The sequence below is a fragment of the Bauldia sp. genome (assembly GCA_037200845.1).
Classification (GTDB): Bacteria; Pseudomonadota; Alphaproteobacteria; order Rhizobiales; family Kaistiaceae; genus DASZQY01.
On the sequence record JBBCGQ010000001.1, the window covers coordinates 979,997 to 998,995 of the forward strand.

Sequence of the window (18,999 nt, forward strand, 5' to 3'; positions counted from 1 at the left end):
CGTGGACGCCAGCGCCAACCCCACGTCACGTGCTTCAACGACGGCAAACGCCGTCATCGCCATCGACAAGCTCGACCTCACCTTCACCACCAACGACGGCCCGGTCGTCGCTCTCTCCGACATCAACCTGAACATCGGTCGCGGCGAGTTCGTTTCGCTCATCGGCCCGTCCGGCTGCGGCAAGACCACACTGCTCCGCGTCATCGCGGACCTCGAGAAGCCGACCGGCGGCGCGATCCGCGTCAACGGCGTGACGCCGGAACAGGCGCGCGAGGCCCGCGCCTACGGCTACGTTTTCCAGGCCGCCGCCCTGTATCCGTGGCGCACGATCGCCAGGAACGTCGCGCTGCCGCTGGAAATCATGGGCCTCGACAGGGCCGAGCGCGAGCGCCGCGTCGCCGCCAATCTGGCGATGGTCAACCTCGAGGGCTTCGAGCGGAAATATCCGTGGCAGTTGTCCGGCGGCATGCAGCAGCGCGTCTCGATCGCGCGCGCTCTCGCCGTCGAGCCCGACCTTCTCTTGATGGACGAACCCTTCGGCGCGCTGGATGAAATCGTCCGCGATCACCTCAACGAACAACTGCTGCAGCTCTGGGCGAAGACCGACAAGACCGTCGTCTTCGTCACGCACTCGATCCCCGAGGCCGTCTTCCTGTCGACCAAGATCGTGGTGATGACGCCGCGCCCGGGAAAGGTCTACGACATCATCGACTCCGACCTGCCGCGCCAGCGCACGCTCGACATCCGCGAGACGCCCGAGTTCCTGAAGATCGCGCATCGCGTGCGGGCGGGCCTCAGGGCGGGGCACAGCTATGAGGATTGAGACAGCCACGCGCGTTGCCAGTTGGTCACCTCTCCCTGAGGGAGAGGGGAAGCGGAGTACGCCATGACCGCCGCAGCGATCGCCGCGCCGGCGGAGCCGAGCGCCATCTCCCGCCTGCTGGCCAGTCGCGCCTTCGCGATCTTCGTCATCGTCCTCGCCGTCCTCATCCTCTGGTACGCGGCGGCGATCTGGAAGAACGGCTGGGTCCAGGCGAACATGGACCACCTCAACGGCGTCAGCCATTCCCTCGGCGAGCTTGCAGTCGCAGCCCTCATGCAGGCGAAGCCGTCGGTGCCGGCACCGCATCAGGTGCTGATCCAGACGTTCCAGTCGGTGTTTCTCGCCAATCCCACGACGTCGGCGAGCCTCCTGTTCCACGGCTGGGTGACGCTGAGTTCCGCCCTCGTCGGCTTCGGCGCGGGCACCGTTCTCGGCATTGTTCTTGCAATCGGTATCGTGAACGTTCGCAGCCTGGAAAAGGGCCTGATGCCCTGGATCATCTCCTCCCAGACCGTGCCGGTGCTCGCGCTGGCGCCGATGGTCATCGTCGTTCTCGCCGCGATCGGCGTCAAAGGGCTGATCCCTAAGGCGATGATCTCGACGTACCTGTCCTTCTTCCCGGTCACCGTCGGCATGGTGAAGGGCCTGCGTTCGCCGTCGTCGATCCATCTCGACCTGATGCGCACCTACAATGCCAGCCTGCAGCAGACGCTGTGGAAGCTGCGCGTCCCGGCGTCGATCCCGTTCCTGTTCGCCGCCATGAAGGTGGCGATCGCGGCGAGCGTGGTCGGCGCCATCGTCGCCGAGCTGCCGACCGGCGCGGTCGCCGGCCTCGGCGCCCAGTTGCTGCTCGGCACCTACTACAGCCAGTCGATCCAGTTGTGGTCGGCGCTGGTCGTCGGTTCCGTCATGGCGGCGCTTCTGGTCGCCATCGTCGGCGTTGTCGAGCGCGTGGTCGTCGGCCGCATGGGCGCGAGGCCGGGATGAGCGCCGCCGCGATCTTCGCCGGCGATCGCGTTGCCGGCGCGCGTGCCGACGGTCCCTTCATTGCCGGCGCCTTTCTCCTCGTCGGCGGCGTGGCGCTCGCCACCGCTGCCGCCGGGGCGGCGCTTGTTGTCGTCGCGCTCTGCCTGGTCGGCGGCGCGCTCGTGCTGGCGACTGCGTGGCGAGCCGACCGCAGGGCGCTCTGGGCCGGCATCGTCGCGTCGCAAATCGCCGTCCCCCTGCTCGTTGCCCGCGTCGCGTCGGAGGCGGGCCATGTCTCGCCGTCGACGTGGCTGGCGCTCGTCGGTTGCTGGCTGGTTGCCATCCTCGCTGTCTCGCGGCTGTCCGCGTTGCCGCTCCTGTCGCCGGCGCTGCAGCGGCTGCGCGATATCGTCGTGGTGGCGCTGTTCGGCGCCTGGGTGCTGCTCTGGTGGCAGACGCTGGTCGTCGGCTTCGCCGTGCCGCTCATCCTGCTGCCAGCGCCGAGCGTCATCTGGTCCAAGATCGTCGCGAGCTACCCGGTGCTCTTCGCCGATTTCCGCCAGACGTTCCTGAAGGCGGTGCTCGCCGGCTACGCCTTCGGCTCCATCCTCGGCTTCCTCGCCGCCATCGCCGCCGATCGCGTGCCGTTCCTGCGCCGTGGCATGCTGCCGGTCGCCAACCTGGTGTCGGCGCTGCCGATCATCGGCGTCGCGCCGATCATGGTCATGTGGTTCGGCTTCGACTGGACGTCGAAGGCGGCGGTGGTCACGGTGATGACGTTCTTCCCCATGCTGGTCAGCACGCTCGCCGGCCTTTCGGCCTCCGACGCCATGGAGCGCGACCTGATGCGCACCTATGCAGCCGGCTACTGGCAGTCGATGTTCAAGCTGCGCCTGCCGGCAGCGCTGCCCTTTATCTTCACCGCACTCAAGATCAACACGACTCTCGCCCTCATCGGTGCCATTGTCGCCGAATTCTTCGGCACGCCGATCGTCGGCATGGGTTTCCGCATCTCCATCGAAGTCGGGCGGATGCACCTCGACGCGGTTTGGGCGGAAATTGCGGTGGCGGCCTTAGCCGGCTCCGCATTTTATGGCATCGTCGCTATCGTGGAACGTGCGGCGACCTTCTGGCATCCATCGTTTCGTCAAATCGTAAACTAAGGGGAACAACATGAGAAAAGCATTGCTTGGTGCACTGGCCCTGGCGGCGGCGACTTTTGCCGTGCCGCAGGCCTTTGCCGCGGACGCCCTGTCGCTACAGCTCAAGTGGGTGGTCCAGGCCCAGTTCGATGGTTACATCGTCGCCAAGGCCAAGGGTTTCTACAAGGACGAGAATCTCGACGTGACGCTGCTGCCCGGCGGTCCGGACAGCAACCCGTCCCAGGTGATCGCCGGCGGCGGCGCCGACGTCATCATCGACTGGATGGGTGACGCGCTTGCGGCGCGCGAGGCCGGCACCAAGCTGGTCAACATCGCCCAGCCGTTCGCCGGCGGCGGCCTGCTGATGATCTGCCCGAAGGACGGCCCCGTGAAGACGGAAGCCGACTTCAAGGGCAAGACTATCGGCGTCTGGTTCTTCGGCAACGAGATCCCGTTCTTCGCGTGGATGAACAAGCTCGGCATCAAGACCGACGGCGGCCCGGACGGCGTCACCATCCTGAAGATGGGCTACGACGTCGAGCCGCTGAAGCAGCATCAGGCCGATTGCATTGCCTCGATGACCTACAACGAGTTCCATCAGGCGATCCAGGCCGGCTACACGGCGGACAAGCTGGTGATCTTCAACTACTCGCAGATGGGCAACGGCCTGCTCGAGGACGGCCTCTACACCACCGAGGACAAGCTTGCCGACCCGGCGTTCAAGGACAAGCTCGCCCGTTTCGTGCGCGCTTCGATGAAGGGCTTCCAGTACGCCGCCGCCAACCCGGACGAGGCGGCGCAGCTCGTCGTCGATGCCGGTGGCCAGGATCTCGACCACCAGAAGTACATGGTCGGCGAAATCGCCAAGCTCGTCGGCAGCGGCGTTCTTGACGAGGCGGCCTACCAGCGCACGGCCGATGCCGCGCTCGCGCAGGGCATCATCAAGGCTCCCGCCACGGGCGCCTTCACGCACGACATCACGACTGCCGCCGGCCTGAAGTAAGCCGACGCACTATTCGCTACGGAACGGGCGCCCTCGCGGCGCCCGTTTTCGTCTCAGACGACGTTCCGTTCGACGATCGGCCGCCCCGCGGCCACCCGCTCGTAGCCCAGCGGCGACAGGTCCAGCGTCAGCCAGCGCCCGTGCAGGATCAGCTCGGCCAGCCCGCGCCCGACGGCCGGCGATTGCTGCAAGCCGTGGCCGGAGAAACCCGACGCGATGACGACATTGTCGTAGGGCGGCAGCCGCCCGACGATGGCGTTTGCGTCGAAGGTGTTGAGGTCGTAGTGGCCGGCCCAGGCGCGCCCGACCCTGATCCGCTCGAACGCCGGCACGCGGTTCGCCAGCACCGGCCAGATCGCCTCCTCGAAGAAAGCGTGGTCGACGTCGAAATCCTGCGCCTCGGGATCGTTCTCCTCGGGCGGCGAGGCGCCGCAGATGTAGCGGTCGCCCTCCGGCCGCGCGTAGACGCCGGTCGGATCGATCAGCAGCGGAAAGGCGGGCAGGGCATCGCGGCACTCGAAGGTGAACACGAACCGCTTCCGCGCCTCCACTGGCAGGCGCACGCCAAGTTGCGCCGCGAGTTTCGGCGTGCCCGTGCCCGCAGCAATCGCCACCGTGCCCGCCGCGATCACGGTGCCATCGGCAAGCCGCACGCCCGTCGCCCGCTGGCCATCGATGATGACCTCTGCGACCTCGCCGACCATCGTCTCGACGCCGAGGGAAACAGCCTTGCGCCGTAGCGCCTGCATCAAACCGTAGCCATCGAACCATCCTTCGCCGGTGCGCCCCCAGCACCCGGCAGCGAGGCCGTCCGTCGACAGCCACGGAAACTTCGCCGTCAGTCCCGCCGGATCGAGATGGACGATATCGGCGCCCATCGAGACCTGCAGCGCGTGGTTCTCAGCCAGCACGCCGGCACCCTCGGGCGTCGCCAGGAAAAGGTAGCCGCCTTCGCGCAGGCTGATCGCCGGCCGGTCGCCGTCCACCTCCAGCAGGTCGCCGACGTTGCGCAGGAACTCGATGCCGAACAGGGAGATCGCGATGTTCGCCGCCGTCGAAAACTGCTGCCGGATGGAACTCGCCGAGAGCGCGGTCGCCGCGCGCTGGAAGGTCGGGTCCTTTTCGATGAGCAGGACCCGGGCACCGGAATTGGCGGCGGCCAAGTGGTAGGCCAGCGAGGCGCCATGCGCGGCCCCGCCGACAATGATCACGTCATACGAACTGCTGGGCACGTGCGAAGCCTGTTGGACGAGCTAGGGCAGGGAGCATAGGGGCGCGGCGAGCCCCTGACGACTCCCGGGCAACGCGGCGATGCGTCCTATCCGATCGGCACCAGCGGCCGGTCGATCGCCTCGCGCAGCGCGAATTTCGACTCGATCCGCGCCACGCCGGGCAGGTGCCCCAGCACGTTGGCGTGCAGCCTCTCGAAGTCCGGCAGGTCGCGCGCCACGATGTGGATCAGGTAGTCGCTGGAGCCCGACATCAGGTGGCACGACAGCACGTTCGGGCACTTCGCCAGCCCCTTTTCGAAGGCGCGCAGCGTATCGTCGTTCTGCCGCTCCAGCGTGATCTCGACGAAGATGTTGATGCCTAGCCCGACCGCCACCGGATCGATCATCGCGCGATAGCCGCGGATCGTGCCCGACGCCTCCAGCGCCTGCAGCCGCCGCGTCACCGCCGAGGGCGACAGGCCGACCTGCTGCGCGAGATCGACCGCCGAAAGCCGCCCATGCCTGGCCAGCACGGCAACGATCTTGCGGTCGAAGTCATCCAGTTGCACGAAATCACTGCTACCACGGGCCATCCGCATATATTGCTGCGCAAACCGCGTCATATCAACACAGGAATGCACGGAAACGCCGCGAATTTCGCGATATCCTTCGGAAAGTCGCGCTCAGGGAGGAGGCACCCCATGCTGGTCGGCGTTCCGAAGGAAATCAAACCGAGCGAATTCCGCGTGGGCATGACGCCCGGCGCGGTCGGCGAGTACGTCGCCCACGGCCATCAGGTGCTGGTCGAGACTGGCGCGGGCGCTGGCATCGGCGCGGGCGACGCCGCCTACAAGGCCGCCGGCGCAACCATCGCCGCCAACGCGGCGGAAGTCTTCGCCAAGGCCGGCATGATCGTGAAGGTCAAGGAGCCGCAGCCGGGGGAGTGGAAGCAACTCCGCGCCGGCCAGATTCTTTTCACCTACCTCCACCTCGCCGCCGACGAGGCGCAGGCGCGGGGGCTGATGGCCTCCGGCGTCACCGCCGTCGCCTATGAGACCGTGACCGACGCCGCCGGGCGCTTGCCTCTGCTGGCGCCGATGAGCGAAGTCGCCGGCCGTCTTTCCATTCAGGCCGCTGCGACCGCATTGCAGAAGGCGACCGGCGGCCGCGGCATTCTGCTCGGCGGCGTGCCGGGCGTTGCGCCGGGCAAGGTCGTCATCATCGGCGGCGGCGTCTCGGGCATGCATGCCGCCGTCGTTGCAGCCGGCATCGGCGCAACCGTCACCATCCTCGACAAGTCGCTGCCGCGGCTCCGCGACCTCGACGACATGTTCGAGGGCCGCGTCGTCACGCGCTACTCGACGCGCGACGCGATCGCCGAGGAAGTCGCCGGCGCCGACGCCGTTATCGGCGCGGTGCTGGTGCCCGGTGCCGCCGCGCCGAAACTCGTCAGCCGCGCCATGCTCGCCACCATGAAGCCGGGCGCGGTGCTGGTCGACATCGCCATCGACCAGGGCGGCTGCTTCGAAACCTCGCACGCCACCACCCACCTCGAGCCGACCTACGTCGTCGACGGCATCGTCCACTACTGCGTCGCCAACATGCCGGGCGCCGTGCCGCTCACCTCCAGCGCCGCGCTCAACAATGCGACACTCCCGTTCGGTCTCGCGCTCGCCGAGAAAGGCCTGGCCGCCATCGCCGCCGATCCGCACCTCCGCGACGGCCTCAACGTCCACGCCGGCAAGATCACCTACAAGGCCGTCGCCGACGCGCTCCACCTCGAATTCGCCGATCCGGCCAAGCTGATGGCGGCATAAGACCGCCAGAACGCGGCGCGCCTCGAAAGCCCGCTCGGCCGAGCGGGCTTTCTTTTTGCCCGTCATGGGCTATGAGGGCGCTTGTCATGACCCTCCCCAACGACGCCGACCTCATCGACGCCCTCGTCGCCGCCGCCATTGCCGCAGGCGGGATCATTCTCACCGTGCGTGACGGCGGCCTCTCCGTCGAACGCAAGGCCGATGCTTCGCCGGTTACCGAAGCCGACCGCGCCGCCGAGCGCGAGATCACGACACGCCTCGCGAGCATCGCGCCGGACATCGCGGTGGTCGCGGAGGAGGCGGTGTCGGAAGGCCGCATCCCCGAGATCGGCGACGCCTTCTTCCTGGTCGACCCGCTCGACGGCACGCGCGAGTTCGTGAAGGGCGGCAACGACTTCACCGTCAACATCGGCTTGATCCGCAACGGCAAGCCCGAGGTCGGCGTCATCTACGTCCCGGCGACGAAAAAACTGTTCGCCGGCGCCGTCGGTCTCGGCGCCTGGCGCACGGAAGTTTCCGGCGGCGTCGCCGGCGAGCGCCGGCCCATGCGCGTGCGTGCCGCGCCGGATGGTCCGATCGTCGTGGTCGCCAGCCGCTCGCATCGCACGCCCGAGACCGACACTTTCATCCGCCGCTTCGACGTCGGCGAACTGATCAACCGCGGCTCGTCGCTGAAGTTCTGCGTTATCGCCGAGGGCAAAGCCGACCTCTACCCGCGCATGGGCACCACGATGCAGTGGGACACCGCGGCCGGCGAAGCGATCCTGCGCGCCGCCGGCGGCCGCGTCGTCACCACCGATGGCACGCCGCTGTTCTACGGCCGCAATCGCGAGGGCGAGCTGTTCCGCAATCCGTGGTTCATCGCGACTGGCGGGATCGATCCGCTGCAAGGCTGACCTGCTTCCTGGGCCGGCCGCCTCGTCAATCTTCCTTCCGCCTTCACCTCCACTCTCCGTCACCCGGCGAAAGCCGGGGTCCAGCGCGACCCGTCACCGTGCGCTCCATCGGCATGAGCTGGATTCCGGCTTTCGCGGGAATGACGAGGAAGGGCATGGCTTTCCCTCAAATGCCTCCCGTGCGCCAAAAGCCGCGGCTTCCGGCCCGCAAATGCATCACATCATGCTTGAGCCGCCGCGCCGCCTGTGGCTAGGGTCCGCGCAAATCCCGGCAAAGCCCAGAATCCAAAGTCAGGCCCGATGTCCGCTGAATCGCTGCCCCACCTTCGCCGCCTCGAGGCGGAAGCCATCTTCATCATGCGCGAGGTGGTGGCGACCTTCGAGCGGCCGGTGATGCTCTATTCGATCGGCAAGGATTCGTCGGTCATGCTGCATCTGGCGCTGAAAGCGTTCTATCCCGCGCCGCCGCCGTTCCCGTTGCTGCACGTCGACACGACGTGGAAGTTCCGCGAGATGATCCGCTTCCGCAACGAGACGGCGAAGAAGTATCACCTCGATCTCCGCGTCCATACCAACCAGGACGGCGTCGCCCGCGGCGTCAATCCGTTCACGCACGGATCGTCGCTCTACACCCAGATCATGAAGACCGAGGCGCTGAAGCAGGCGTTGGATCAGGGCAAGTTCGACGCGGCCTTCGGCGGCGCGCGGCGCGACGAGGAGAAGAGCCGCGCCAAGGAGCGCGTCTTCTCGTTCCGCTCGGCGAGCCACGGCTGGGACCCGAAGAACCAGCGGCCCGAGCTGTGGTCGCTCTACAACACGCGCGTCAAGCCGGGCGAGTCGATCCGCGTCTTCCCGCTGTCGAACTGGACCGAGTTGGACATCTGGCAATACATCCTCGCCGAGAAGATCGACATCGTGCCGCTCTACTTTGCGGCCGAGCGTCCGGTCGTGCGCCGCGGCGGGCAGTTGATCATGGTCGACGACGATCGCATCCCGCTCAATCCCGGCGAAGTGCCGGAGATGAAGCGCGTCCGCTTCCGCACGCTGGGCTGCTACCCGCTCACCGCCGCAGTCGAGTCCGATGCCGCGACGCTGCCGGAGATCGTGGCCGAGATGTTTGTCGCGCGAACCTCGGAGCGTCAGGGCCGCCTCATCGACCACGACGAGGCCGGCTCGATGGAACTGAAGAAGCGCGAGGGCTACTTCTGATGGCCCACAACGCCGGGCAACCCGACGGTTTTGCGTCCTTCATCGCCGCCAACGAGGGCAAGAGCGAGCTGCGCTTCCTCACGTGCGGCAGCGTAGACGACGGTAAGTCGACGCTGATCGGCCGGCTGCTCTACGACTCCAAGCGCCTGTTCGAGGACCAGCTCGCGACGCTGAAGAACGATTCCGACAAGTACGGCACCGACGGCGCCAACATCGATTTCGCGCTGCTGGTCGATGGCCTGCAGGCCGAGCGCGAGCAGGGCATCACCATCGACGTCGCCTACCGCTACTTCGCCACGGACCGCCGCCGCTTCATCGTCGCCGATACGCCGGGCCATGTGCAGTACACGCGCAACATGGCGACCGGCGCGTCCAATTCCGACCTCGCCATCCTGCTGGTCGACGCCCGCGCCGGCATCCTGACGCAGACCCGCCGCCACGCCTACATCGCCTCGCTGCTCGGCATCCGCCACGTCGTGCTGGCGGTGAACAAGATCGACCTCGTCGATTTCAGCGAAACCCGCTTCGCCGAAATCCGCGATGCCTTCAACGCCTTCGCCGCGCCGCTCGGCTTCCGCTCCGTCGCCGCCATCCCGATGTCCGCCCGCCACGGCGACAACGTCATGGAACGCAGCGAGCGCACGCCCTGGTACAAGGGCCCGGCGCTGCTGCCGTATCTTGAAAACGTCGACGTCGAAGGCGGCGCCGGCCTCAGCGCCTTCCGGCTGCCGGTGCAGTGGGTCAATCGCCCCGACGCCGATTTCCGCGGCTACGCCGGCACCATCGCCGCCGGCACGGTGCGCGCCGGCGACGCTGTCATCGTCTCGCGCACCGGCCAGACCGCCAACGTCGCGCGCATCGTCACCATGGACGGCGACCGCCCGTCCGCCACCACCGGCGATGCCATCACGCTGACCCTCGACCGCGAGATCGACGTCAGCCGCGGCGATATCCTGTCGCCGCCGCAGGGCCGGCCGGACGTCTCCGACCAGATCGCCGCGCACATCATCTGGATGTCGGAGGAGGCGCTGCTCCCCGGCCGCTCGTATCTGTTGAAGTCGGGCGGCCGCACGGTCGGCGCCGCGATCAGCGAGCTGAAGCATCAGGTCGACATCGACGACACCTTCAAGCCGCTGGCGGCCAAGACGCTGAACCTCAACGACATCGGCCTCTGCAACCTTTCGCTCGCCGAGCCGATCGCCTTCGACCCCTACGACGACAACCGCGCCACCGGCTCGTTCATCCTCATCGATCGCTTCAGCAATGCCACGGTAGCGGCGGGCATGATCCGCTTCGGCCTGCGCCGCGCCACCAACATCCATTGGCAGGCGCTTGACGTCGACAAGAACGTCCGCGCCGGCGCGCTCGGCCAGAAGCCGTGCGTGGTGTGGTTCACCGGCCTGTCGGGCGCCGGCAAGTCGACCGTCGCCAACCTGGTCGAGAAGAAGCTCCATCTTCTCGGCCGCCACACGTATCTGCTTGACGGCGACAACGTCCGCCACGGCTTGAACCGCGATCTCGGCTTCACCGACGCCGATCGCGTCGAGAACATCCGCCGCGTCGCCGAGGCCGCGAGGCTGTTCGTAGACGCCGGGCTGATCGTGCTCGTCTCGTTCATCTCGCCCTTCCGCTCCGAACGCGACATGGCGCGCGAACTGCTCGAGCCGGGCGAGTTTGTCGAGGTGTTCGTCGATGCGCCGATCGAGGTCGCCGAGGCGCGCGATCCGAAGGGCCTCTACAAGAAGGCGCGCGCCGGCGAGATCCGCAACTTCACCGGCATCGACTCGCCCTACGAGCCGCCGCTGAATGCGGAACTGCGGCTGGACACGACCGCGGCGGAGCCGGAGGAACTGGCGGATCGCGTCGTGGCGTGGTTGGGCGGCGCGACGTATCTGGGCGGACGCTAGGCAGGCTCCTGGCGGAGGCGGGAAACCCCTTCCAAAACGCCTTCGGCGTCTGGACCATCCCGCAAGGGGAGGGTTCGTCGTGTGGAAGCGACACGCTCCAACAAACTCCACTTGTTGAGCCCTCCCCTTGCGGGAGGGCCAAAACCGCATCGCGGTTTTGGGGAGGGGTATGCCTCCGCGTGCACGACCGCCAAGGGAGCGACAGCGCCGAGTTCCGTGCATACGGCGTACCCCACCCACCATGCCTTCGGCATGGTCCCCCCTCCCCGTAAAGGGGAGGGACAAGCGGAGTTCCGTTCGGCATACTCCATCCCTCCCCGTTCCGGGGAGGGGGGACCGCCGCGAAGCGGTGGTGGGTGGGGCCCGCCTTCATCGATCAGATCGGGCCGGCGATCCCGCCCGCCGCTATCCGCAGCCCCGGAACGTCGCCCGTCGATCCCTACGACGCCAGAACGTCGATCCGGATCGACTGGATGTCCGCGCCGGTGCCGTCGCCGGGGATGCCCGGCTCGATCAGCAGGAAGTCGCCGGTGGAGGCCGTCCGCATCGTCGGCACGCGCCACAGCAGGCCGAGCGACTGGTAGTCGGCGCCGAGGTTGGCCGTCTGCCAGTGGCTGATGGCGAGCCCGCTCTGGTAGGCGAAGCGCATGTTGGCGGCGCCGAAGTCGGTGGACGAGCGCGCGTCGATCACGACCCGTACGTTGTGGCCGGCGAGGCGCGCGGCCAGCCCCGGCCCGATCATCACCTTGACGCCGGCGGCGCTGGTCGATGACGAGACGCGGGCGAACTTGTCGGTGTTGTCGAAGCGCACGGGATTATCCGGCGTCGTCGAGAACACGGTCGGATCGCGCCCGTCGAACACCGCGTAGCTTTGCGCGACCTTGACGTTGTCCTGCGGGATGCGCGCTGCCGTCGCGGCGTCGCTCACCTCGCGGCGCACGCCGATATCGACGGTGACGCCCTGCCGGCTGTGGGCACCGAGCATGAAGGCGCCGACGCCGACGAGCAGGATGAACAGCGCGCCGATGGCGATGGCGAGCAGGCGCGGCACGATCTGCTCGGGCGTGCCCAGCCACGACAGGTAGCTGGCGGCGTTGAGCGGCGGGAAGGCCGGCGTGATGCGCCGCGGCTCGGTCCGCCGCGGCTCCGACCAGCGGTCCGCCTCGCCGCGCCGCCGCGCCGGTGCGGGCCGCGTCTCTTCCTCGTACGCGACATCCTCGAAGTAGTCGTCGTTGGCCGCTTCCTCCATCGGCGGGGGCGGCTGGTAGGCCGCGGCGCGCTGGACGCCCGGGGCATATTCCGGCTGCTCGCGCGCCCATTCGGCGAGCGCCGCCGATGACTGGCCGCGGGCGCTCGGCGCATACGTCGCCATGCGCACCGCCTCCAGCGCCACCTTGCGCGCCGGCTTGGCAGGCACCACGGCCCGCGATGGTTTGGGCGGCGGCGCGGAACTGGCGAAGGTGACACGCAGGTCCGCCTCGATGCGCTCCACCGCCTTGTCGTAGGCGCCGACCCGCATGTCGATCTCGTCGGCGGCAAGCGGCGGCCGGAAGTCCCAGAGCTGCTTGATCACCGCCCGCCGCGCCTGCGCGTAGACCTCCTCGCGATCGCCCGCCGAGCGGATTCCCCGGTCGAGGATCGATTGCTTGAGGAGGGCGTAGAAATCCGTCATCGCGCTCTTGGGGCTAGGCGTCGAGAAGCTTGGGGCCGCCGAGGATCGCCTTGTCCGGCGTACCGACGATCGACTTGTCTTTGCCGCGATAATCGACCGCGCCGAGGATCGCGCGGATCACCGCGAGGTGCGCCCGCTTCTTGTCGTTCGCCGCGACGATCGTCCATGGAGTCTCGGGCCGGTGTGTCGCCTCGATCATCGCCCCCAACGCCCTCGTATACGCGTCCCACTTCGTCAGCGCCGCATAGTCGACCGGCGACAGCTTCCAGATCTTGAGCGGATTGTGCCGCCGGTCGTGGAAGCGCTTGAGCTGCATCTCGCGACCGATGTTCAGGTAAAACTTGAACAGCAGCACGCCGTCATCGACTAGCATCTTTTCGAGCATCGGCGCTTGGTTCAAGAAGGTCCGGCACTCGGAATCTGTGCAAAACCCCATGATCGGCTCAACCCCGGCGCGGTTATACCAGGAACGATCGAACAGGACGATTTCGCCCTTGGTCGGAAACTCGGCGATGTAGCGCTGGAAGTACCACTGGCCGCGCTCGACCTCGGTCGGCTTGGGCAGGGCCACGTCGCGCACCAGGCGCGGATTCATGTTTTCGCGGATTGCCATGATCGTGCCGCCCTTGCCGGCGGCATCGCGCCCCTCGAGCACGGCGATGATCCGCTGGCCGGAGGCGTTGACCGAGAGCTGCAGCTTGGCGAGCTCGACCTGGAGCACCTCGAGCTCGGCCGCGTAGTGCTTCTCCTTCATCTCGTCGTCGTAGGGATAGCCGCCCGACTGGAGCGCCCGCCGCTCCACCCATTCCGGCAGCACCGGGTCTTCCAGGTCGAACGAGCCGGCCTTGGTCTTGATCGTCGGGGCGTCTTCCTCGGGCAGGATCACGGCGGGGATGGCGAGGGCGTCCTTGCCGCCTTTTCCGCTGTGTCTTTTCTTTTTCACCTTGCCGCGCTTAACCATGGTTCCGCCCATTGCCGCCGTAGCTTCGGCGATTCTATATCCTGGCTAAGTGTTTCCGACGGCACGGCGGCAAATCGGAGGCACGGTTCGGCGACGTTTCGCCGCGAGGGAAGCCGCAGGAAATGGCCACTACCGGCACCTATCCCGAGACTACAGCCGCCCGCTTTGGTGCGCGACTGGTCGAGGGGCGTTGGGTGATCGCGGTCACAGCCGCCGCCGTGGCATTGCTGGCGCTCGCCGGCTCGGTTTCCGCTCTTGTCGGCGTCGCCATCGTCGCGGTGGTCGCCGCGGCCATCGCCTTCGTGCCGCGCACGCCGGTAGACGATATCAAGGCGATCGCGGCGCCGCCGGTTCCCGTCGTGTCGCTCGATGGCGGCGTGCGCTTCTTCGCCGACTCGCTGCCCGATCCGTGTTTCGTCCTCGATCGCCGCGGCATCGTCCGCTACGCCAACGAGCGCGCCGCCGCCGCGTTCGCGATCAATGTCGGCGAGGCGCTGACCTTCCGCCTGCGCGTGCCCGATCTCGTCGCCGCCTTCGATCGTGTCGCCAAGGGCGGAGCGCCCGAGCGCGTCGAGTTCTCCGAGCGCGTGCCGACCGAGCGCTGGTTCGCGGCGTGGTTCGCCCCGCTCGGCGCCGGCGACCTGATCGTGCTGCTCGTTGACGACATGAGCGAGCGCAAGAACGCCGATCGCGTCCGCGTCGATTTCGTCGCCAACGCCAGCCACGAGCTGCGCACCCCGCTCGCCTCCCTCGCCGGCTTTGTCGAGACGCTGCAGGGACCGGCGCGTGACGACCCGGCCGCGCGCGAGCGCTTCCTCGGCATCATGCGCGAGCAGGCCGAGCGCATGAGCCGCCTGGTCAACGATCTCCTGTCGCTGTCGCGCATCGAGATGAAGGCGCACGTCCGCCCCTCCGGCCGCATCGACATCGTCACGGTGGTCAACCACGTCGTCGACTCGCTCGAGCCGCTCGCCCGCGATCTCGGCGTCACCATCGAGACCGAGGCGCCGCCGGACCCGGTCGAGGTCACCGGCGACCGCGACGAACTCACCCAGGTCTTCGAAAACCTGATCGAGAACGCCGCCAAGTACGGCCAGTCCGGCAAGCGCGTGCAGGTGACGATTGCGCCGGGTTCCGGCACGGCCGGACCGTCGGTCGCGATCCGCGATTTCGGTCCCGGCATCCCGTCCGAGCACATCCCGCGGCTGACCGAACGCTTCTATCGCGTCGACGTCGAGGACAGCCGCCGCCACCGCGGCACCGGCCTCGGCCTCGCGATCGTAAAGCATATTCTAGCCCGGCACTTAGCTCGTCTGACCGTCGTCAGCCGGCTCGGGGAGGGGGCGACGTTCGCCGTCACGTTCCCTCAGCCCACGTCCGCCCGCTTTTCTAATGTCGCGAAAATTAGTGAGATAGATGAGACACTTAGGGTGTCTTAGAACTGTCGCACGAGCGTCATAGGACAATCATCCATCGAACCTAGGGTCCGCCCCGCGTCGTTCGACGACCGCGGGCGAAGTTCCGCACGCAGTTCGGCGCGACAACGTTTCCGAAACCCCCAAAACAGGGAGAGGCCAGGTGAAATTTACAAACCTCGCCATTGCTGCCGGCTTTGCCGCCGTGCTTTCCGTTTCTGCCGCCAGCGCCGCCGATATCTCGGGCGCCGGTGCGACCTTCCCGAACCCGGTCTATTCGAAGTGGGCTGAAGCCTACAAGGCCGAGACCGGCAACAGCGTGAACTACCAGTCTGTCGGCTCGGGCGCCGGCATCAAGCAGATCGAAGCCAAGACCGTGACCTTCGGCGCCACCGACACGCCGCTGAGCGGCGCGGAGCTCGACAAGTTCGGCCTCGCCCAGTTCCCGACCGTGATCGGCGGCATCGTGCCGATCGTCAACCTCGAAGGCATCAAGCCGGGCGACCTCGTACTCGACGGCAAGACGCTCGCCGACATCTTCCAGGGCAAGATCACCAAGTGGGACGATCCGGCGATTGTCGCGCTCAACGCGGGCGTCAAGCTCCCGTCGACGGCGATCGCCGTCGTCCACCGCTCGGATGGGTCGGGCACCTCGTTCAACTTCACGACCTACCTGTCGGACGTCAGTGCTGATTGGAAGTCGGGTGTTGGTGCGAACTCGGCCGTTGAGTGGCCGGTCGGCATCGGCGCCAAGGGCAACGACGGCATTGCCGCCAACGTCTCGCAGACCGCGGGCTCGATCGGCTACGTCGAATACGCCTACGCCACGGCCAACACGCTGACCTACACCAAGATGGTCAACAAGGACGGCAAGACGGTCGCTCCGACCGCCGCTGCCTTCGCCGCTGCCGCTGCCGGCGCTGACTGGAAGAGCCAGCCGGGCTACGGCGTGGTCATCACCAACCAGCCGGGCGCCGAGACCTGGCCGATGACTGCCGCGACCTTCATCCTCGTCTACAAGAAGCCGGACGATGCCGCTGCCACTGCCGAGGCTCTCAAGTTCTTCGCTTGGGGCTACGACAAGGGCGACAAGCTCGCCGAGGATCTGATCTTCATCCCGATCCCGGATGCAATCGTCAACGACATCAAGGCGATGTGGAAGTCCGACATCCTCGACAAGGATGGCAAGCCGGTCTACGCCGGCTCGTAATCCCTGAAACTGTACTGTTTGCGCCCCCTCCCTTGTGGAGGGGGCGTTTCAGCTTCTCCCTTATGTGTGCCGCATCGGCTAGGAAGTTTCGGAGCGCGGAATGACTGAGGCGGCATTGAGAGGCTCCACCGAAATGAGCATGGCTGCGCAGGACCGCGGTTCTGCCCTGCGCCGGTTCGCCCTCGGCGACAGCATCTTCCGCGCCGCGACCTTCGTCGCGGCCCTCACGGTCCTCCTGCTCCTCAGCGGTGTGATCATTTCCCTGGTGGTCGGCTCGATCCCTGCGATCAGCACCTTCGGTTTCGATTTCCTCACCACCCAATCGTGGAACCCGGTCACCGAGAAGTTCGGCGCCATCGCGCCGATCTACGGCACGCTCGTCACGGCGTTCATCGCCATGCTGATCGGCGTGCCCGTGAGCCTCGGCATCGCGATCTTCCTCACCGAGCTCTGCCCGCATGCGCTGCGCCGCCCGATCGGCACCGCCATCGAACTCCTCGCCGGCATCCCGTCGATCATCTACGGCATCTGGGGCCTGTTCGTGTTCGCCCCGTTCCTGCAGAAGACGCTGCAGCCTTTCCTGATCGACGTCTTCGGCAACGTGCCCGGCCTCAACATGGTCTTCGGCGGCCCGCCCTACGGTATCGGCGTGTTCACCGCCGGCCTGATCCTCGCGATCATGGTGCTGCCCTTCATCACCGCGATCACGCGCGACGTGTTCCTCACCGTCCCGCCGGTCGTCAAGGAGGCCGCCTTCGGCCTCGGCTGCACGACCTGGGAAGTCATCCGCAAGGTCGTCATCCCGTATACGCGCACCGGCATCATCGGCGGCGTCATGCTCGGCCTCGGCCGCGCGCTCGGCGAGACGATGGCGATCACCTTCGTCATCGGCAACGCCCACCGCATCTCCGCCTCGATCCTGGCGCCCGGCACGACCATCTCGGCGACCATCGCCAACGAGTTCAACGAAGCGACCGGCACGCTTTACACCTCGTCGCTGATCACCCTCGGCCTCATCCTGTTCGTCATCACCTTCGTCGTGCTGGCGATCTCGCGCATCATGCTGATGCGCCTCGAGAAGAAGTCCGGCACATGAGATCGATGGCCATCTACAACCGTCGCCGGATCGGCGGTCAGGTCGCGATGATCCTGTCGGCCGCGGCGACGGCCTTTGGGGCGATCTGGCTGGTGCTCATCCTGGCGACGCTGATCTGGAATGGCGTCGGCGGCCTTTCGCTCAACGTGTTCACGCTCAGCACGCCGCCGCCGGGCAGCGTCGGCGGCCTCGCCAACGCCATCGTCGGCAGCCTGATCCTGACGGCGATGGGCGTCGTCATCGGCACGCCGATCGGCATCCTCGCCGGCACCTTCATGGCCGAATACGGCCGCTACTCGCCGATCACCTCGGTCGTCCGCTTCATCAACGACATCCTGCTCTCGGCGCCGTCGATCGTCGTCGGCCTGTTCGTCTATCAGATCGTCGTCGTGCCGACCGGCCACTTCTCGGGCTGGGCCGGCGGCATCGCGCTCGCCATGCTGGTGATCCCGGTCGTCGTGCGCACCACCGAGGACATGCTGGCGCTTGTCCCGAACACGCTGCGCGAGGCGACCGCCGCGCTCGGCGCCCCGCGCTGGAAGATGATCGTCTCGATCGCCTACCGCTCGGCTCTGTCCGGCATCGTCACCGGCGTCCTGCTCGCCATCGCCCGCATCACCGGCGAGACGGCCCCGCTGCTCTTCACCGTGCTGTCGAACCAGTTCTGGAGCCTTAACCCGAACGAGCCGATCGCCAACCTGCCGGTGACCATTTACCGGTTCGCCCTCTCGGCCTACCCCGACTGGCAGCAGCTCGCCTGGACCGGCGCACTGATTGTCACCTTTGCCGTGCTCACGCTCAACATCGTGGCGCGCCTCCTGTCGAACATTGGAGCGTCGAAATGACCAACGCCGCCTACACGAGCGCCACCGGCACCGCGCCCGCCGCGATGGCCGCCGCCGGCATGCCCAAGATCACGATCAAGGACCTGCGTTTCTTCTACGGCGACTCGCTCGCCCTGAAGGGTGTCAGCCTGGCTTTGGACGATCGCAAGGTGACGGCGTTCATCGGCCCGTCCGGCTGCGGCAAGTCCACGCTGCTTCGCGTCCTCAACCGCATGTACGACCTCTACCCGCGCCAGCGCGCCGAGGGCGAGGTGCTGCTCGACGGCCAGAACATCCTCAATCCGGGCCAGGACCTGAACCTGCTCCGCGCCAAGGTCGGCATGGTGTTCCAGAAGCCGACGCCGTTCCCGATGACGATTTTCGACAACATCGCCTTCGGCATCCAGCTCTACGAGCGCGTCTCGCGCGCTGAGCTGCAGGATCGCGTCGAGGCGGCGCTGAGCAAGGCGGCCCTGTGGACCGAGGTCAAGGACAAGCTCGGCGCCAACGGCCTTTCGCTCTCCGGCGGCCAGCAGCAGCGCCTGTGCATCGCCCGCACCATCGCGGCGAAGCCCGACGTCGTGCTGCTCGACGAGCCGTGCTCGGCGCTCGACCCGATCTCGACCTCCAAGATCGAGGAGCTGATCGACGAACTGAAGACCGACTACACGATCGTCATCGTCACCCACAACATGCAGCAGGCGGCCCGCGTTTCCGACAAGACCGCGTTCATGTACCTCGGCGAGCTGGTCGAGTTCGACGAGACGGACAAGATCTTCACCGCCCCGAGCGACCGTCGTACCCAGGACTACATCACCGGCCGCTTCGGCTGAGCCGCTAGGAAAGC

At 67.2% G+C, this 18,999-nt stretch carries 17 protein-coding genes; 13 read left to right on the top strand and 4 right to left on the bottom strand.

The genetic code is table 11. The features are described from left to right. Position 1: 1 nt before the first annotated feature. The 4 genes from WDM94_04750 (at position 2) to WDM94_04765 (ending at position 3,934) form a co-directional block, all read left to right on the top strand. A complete protein-coding gene (locus WDM94_04750; protein ID MEJ0011936.1) occupies positions 2-823 on the top strand; it encodes an ABC transporter ATP-binding protein in 822 nt (273 codons plus the stop codon). A 63-nt stretch (positions 824-886) separates the two neighbouring features. Beyond that, positions 887-1,810: an ABC transporter permease subunit gene (locus tag WDM94_04755; protein ID MEJ0011937.1), complete on the top strand. Its 924-nt coding sequence runs from the start codon at positions 887-889 to the stop codon at positions 1,808-1,810. Beyond that, complete coding sequence (locus WDM94_04760) at positions 1,807-2,952, top strand: ABC transporter permease (GenBank protein MEJ0011938.1); 1,146 nt, start codon at positions 1,807-1,809, stop codon at positions 2,950-2,952. Before WDM94_04755 ends, WDM94_04760 begins: the two co-directional genes overlap by 4 nt. Before the next feature lie 10 nt (positions 2,953-2,962). Further along, positions 2,963-3,934 carry an ABC transporter substrate-binding protein gene (locus tag WDM94_04765; GenBank protein MEJ0011939.1) on the top strand — a complete coding sequence of 324 codons (972 nt, stop codon included), beginning with the start codon at positions 2,963-2,965 and terminating at the stop codon, positions 3,932-3,934. 53 nt (positions 3,935-3,987) lie between these two features. Here the strand turns inward: WDM94_04765 and WDM94_04770 are convergent, their stop codons facing one another. Both WDM94_04770 and WDM94_04775 read right to left on the bottom strand, forming a co-directional pair. Then, positions 3,988-5,166 carry an FAD-binding oxidoreductase gene (locus WDM94_04770; protein ID MEJ0011940.1) on the bottom strand — a complete coding sequence of 393 codons (1,179 nt, stop codon included), beginning with the start codon at positions 5,164-5,166 and terminating at the stop codon, positions 3,988-3,990. An 86-nt stretch (positions 5,167-5,252) separates the two neighbouring features. After that, complete coding sequence (locus WDM94_04775; GenBank protein MEJ0011941.1) at positions 5,253-5,738, bottom strand: Lrp/AsnC family transcriptional regulator; 486 nt, start codon at positions 5,736-5,738, stop codon at positions 5,253-5,255. A gap of 108 nt (positions 5,739-5,846) precedes the next feature. Here WDM94_04775 and ald point away from each other — a divergent pair, with 108 nt between their 5' ends. The 4 genes from ald (at position 5,847) to cysN (ending at position 10,974) form a co-directional block, all read left to right on the top strand. After that, complete coding sequence (ald, locus tag WDM94_04780; protein MEJ0011942.1) at positions 5,847-6,962, top strand: alanine dehydrogenase; 1,116 nt, start codon at positions 5,847-5,849, stop codon at positions 6,960-6,962. Between the two features lie 86 nt (positions 6,963-7,048). Continuing rightward, on the top strand, positions 7,049-7,858 hold the full coding sequence (gene cysQ, locus WDM94_04785) for a 3'(2'),5'-bisphosphate nucleotidase CysQ (protein ID MEJ0011943.1): 810 nt from the start codon (positions 7,049-7,051) through the stop codon (positions 7,856-7,858). Between the two features lie 300 nt (positions 7,859-8,158). Further along, entirely contained in the window at positions 8,159-9,067 is a 909-nt protein-coding gene (gene cysD / locus WDM94_04790; GenBank protein ID MEJ0011944.1) for a sulfate adenylyltransferase subunit CysD, read from the top strand. Then, the gene (gene cysN, locus WDM94_04795; protein ID MEJ0011945.1) at positions 9,067-10,974 is read left to right on the top strand and encodes a sulfate adenylyltransferase subunit CysN; all 1,908 of its coding nucleotides are present in this window, start codon (positions 9,067-9,069) and stop codon (positions 10,972-10,974) included. The genes cysD and cysN overlap by 1 nt, the downstream gene beginning before the upstream one ends. Before the next feature lie 439 nt (positions 10,975-11,413). Here the strand turns inward: cysN and WDM94_04800 are convergent, their stop codons facing one another. Together WDM94_04800 and ppk2 are read right to left on the bottom strand one after the other, a co-directional pair. Further along, positions 11,414-12,646, bottom strand: coding sequence for a hypothetical protein (locus WDM94_04800; GenBank protein MEJ0011946.1), 1,233 nt, complete (start codon positions 12,644-12,646; stop codon positions 11,414-11,416). A 13-nt stretch (positions 12,647-12,659) separates the two neighbouring features. Beyond that, entirely contained in the window at positions 12,660-13,607 is a 948-nt protein-coding gene (ppk2, locus tag WDM94_04805) for a polyphosphate kinase 2 (GenBank protein MEJ0011947.1), read from the bottom strand. A gap of 122 nt (positions 13,608-13,729) precedes the next feature. Between ppk2 and WDM94_04810 the strand changes: the two genes are divergently transcribed. The 5 genes from WDM94_04810 to pstB all read left to right on the top strand — a co-directional run bounded on the left by WDM94_04810 (position 13,730) and on the right by pstB (position 18,985). After that, the gene (locus tag WDM94_04810; GenBank protein ID MEJ0011948.1) at positions 13,730-15,046 is read left to right on the top strand and encodes an ATP-binding protein; all 1,317 of its coding nucleotides are present in this window, start codon (positions 13,730-13,732) and stop codon (positions 15,044-15,046) included. Positions 15,047-15,185: 139 nt separating this feature from the next. Beyond that, the gene (gene pstS / locus WDM94_04815) at positions 15,186-16,232 is read left to right on the top strand and encodes a phosphate ABC transporter substrate-binding protein PstS (protein ID MEJ0011949.1); all 1,047 of its coding nucleotides are present in this window, start codon (positions 15,186-15,188) and stop codon (positions 16,230-16,232) included. Between the two features lie 139 nt (positions 16,233-16,371). Continuing rightward, positions 16,372-17,328, top strand: coding sequence for a phosphate ABC transporter permease subunit PstC (pstC, locus tag WDM94_04820; GenBank protein ID MEJ0011950.1), 957 nt, complete (start codon positions 16,372-16,374; stop codon positions 17,326-17,328). 5 nt (positions 17,329-17,333) lie between these two features. Further along, entirely contained in the window at positions 17,334-18,173 is an 840-nt protein-coding gene (gene pstA, locus WDM94_04825; GenBank protein ID MEJ0011951.1) for a phosphate ABC transporter permease PstA, read from the top strand. A gap of 44 nt (positions 18,174-18,217) precedes the next feature. Next, positions 18,218-18,985, top strand: a complete 768-nt coding sequence (pstB, locus tag WDM94_04830; protein MEJ0011952.1) for a phosphate ABC transporter ATP-binding protein PstB — start codon at positions 18,218-18,220, stop codon at positions 18,983-18,985. Positions 18,986-18,999 lie beyond the last annotated feature (14 nt).

Coding starts and splice junctions, on each gene's coding strand:
- WDM94_04755 (MEJ0011937.1), top strand. CDS start 887: ATGACCGCCGCAGCGATCGCCGCGCCGGCGGAGCCGAGCGCCATCTCC.
- WDM94_04760 (MEJ0011938.1), top strand. CDS start 1,807: ATGAGCGCCGCCGCGATCTTCGCCGGCGATCGCGTTGCCGGCGCGCGT.
- WDM94_04765 (MEJ0011939.1), top strand. CDS start 2,963: ATGAGAAAAGCATTGCTTGGTGCACTGGCCCTGGCGGCGGCGACTTTT.
- WDM94_04775 (MEJ0011941.1), bottom strand. CDS start 5,738: ATGGCCCGTGGTAGCAGTGATTTCGTGCAACTGGATGACTTCGACCGC.
- ald (MEJ0011942.1), top strand. CDS start 5,847: ATGCTGGTCGGCGTTCCGAAGGAAATCAAACCGAGCGAATTCCGCGTG.
- cysQ (MEJ0011943.1), top strand. CDS start 7,049: ATGACCCTCCCCAACGACGCCGACCTCATCGACGCCCTCGTCGCCGCC.
- cysD (MEJ0011944.1), top strand. CDS start 8,159: ATGTCCGCTGAATCGCTGCCCCACCTTCGCCGCCTCGAGGCGGAAGCC.
- cysN (MEJ0011945.1), top strand. CDS start 9,067: ATGGCCCACAACGCCGGGCAACCCGACGGTTTTGCGTCCTTCATCGCC.
- WDM94_04800 (MEJ0011946.1), bottom strand. CDS start 12,646: ATGACGGATTTCTACGCCCTCCTCAAGCAATCGATCCTCGACCGGGGA.
- ppk2 (MEJ0011947.1), bottom strand. CDS start 13,607: ATGGTTAAGCGCGGCAAGGTGAAAAAGAAAAGACACAGCGGAAAAGGC.
- WDM94_04810 (MEJ0011948.1), top strand. CDS start 13,730: ATGGCCACTACCGGCACCTATCCCGAGACTACAGCCGCCCGCTTTGGT.
- pstC (MEJ0011950.1), top strand. CDS start 16,372: ATGGCTGCGCAGGACCGCGGTTCTGCCCTGCGCCGGTTCGCCCTCGGC.
- pstA (MEJ0011951.1), top strand. CDS start 17,334: ATGGCCATCTACAACCGTCGCCGGATCGGCGGTCAGGTCGCGATGATC.
- pstB (MEJ0011952.1), top strand. CDS start 18,218: ATGGCCGCCGCCGGCATGCCCAAGATCACGATCAAGGACCTGCGTTTC.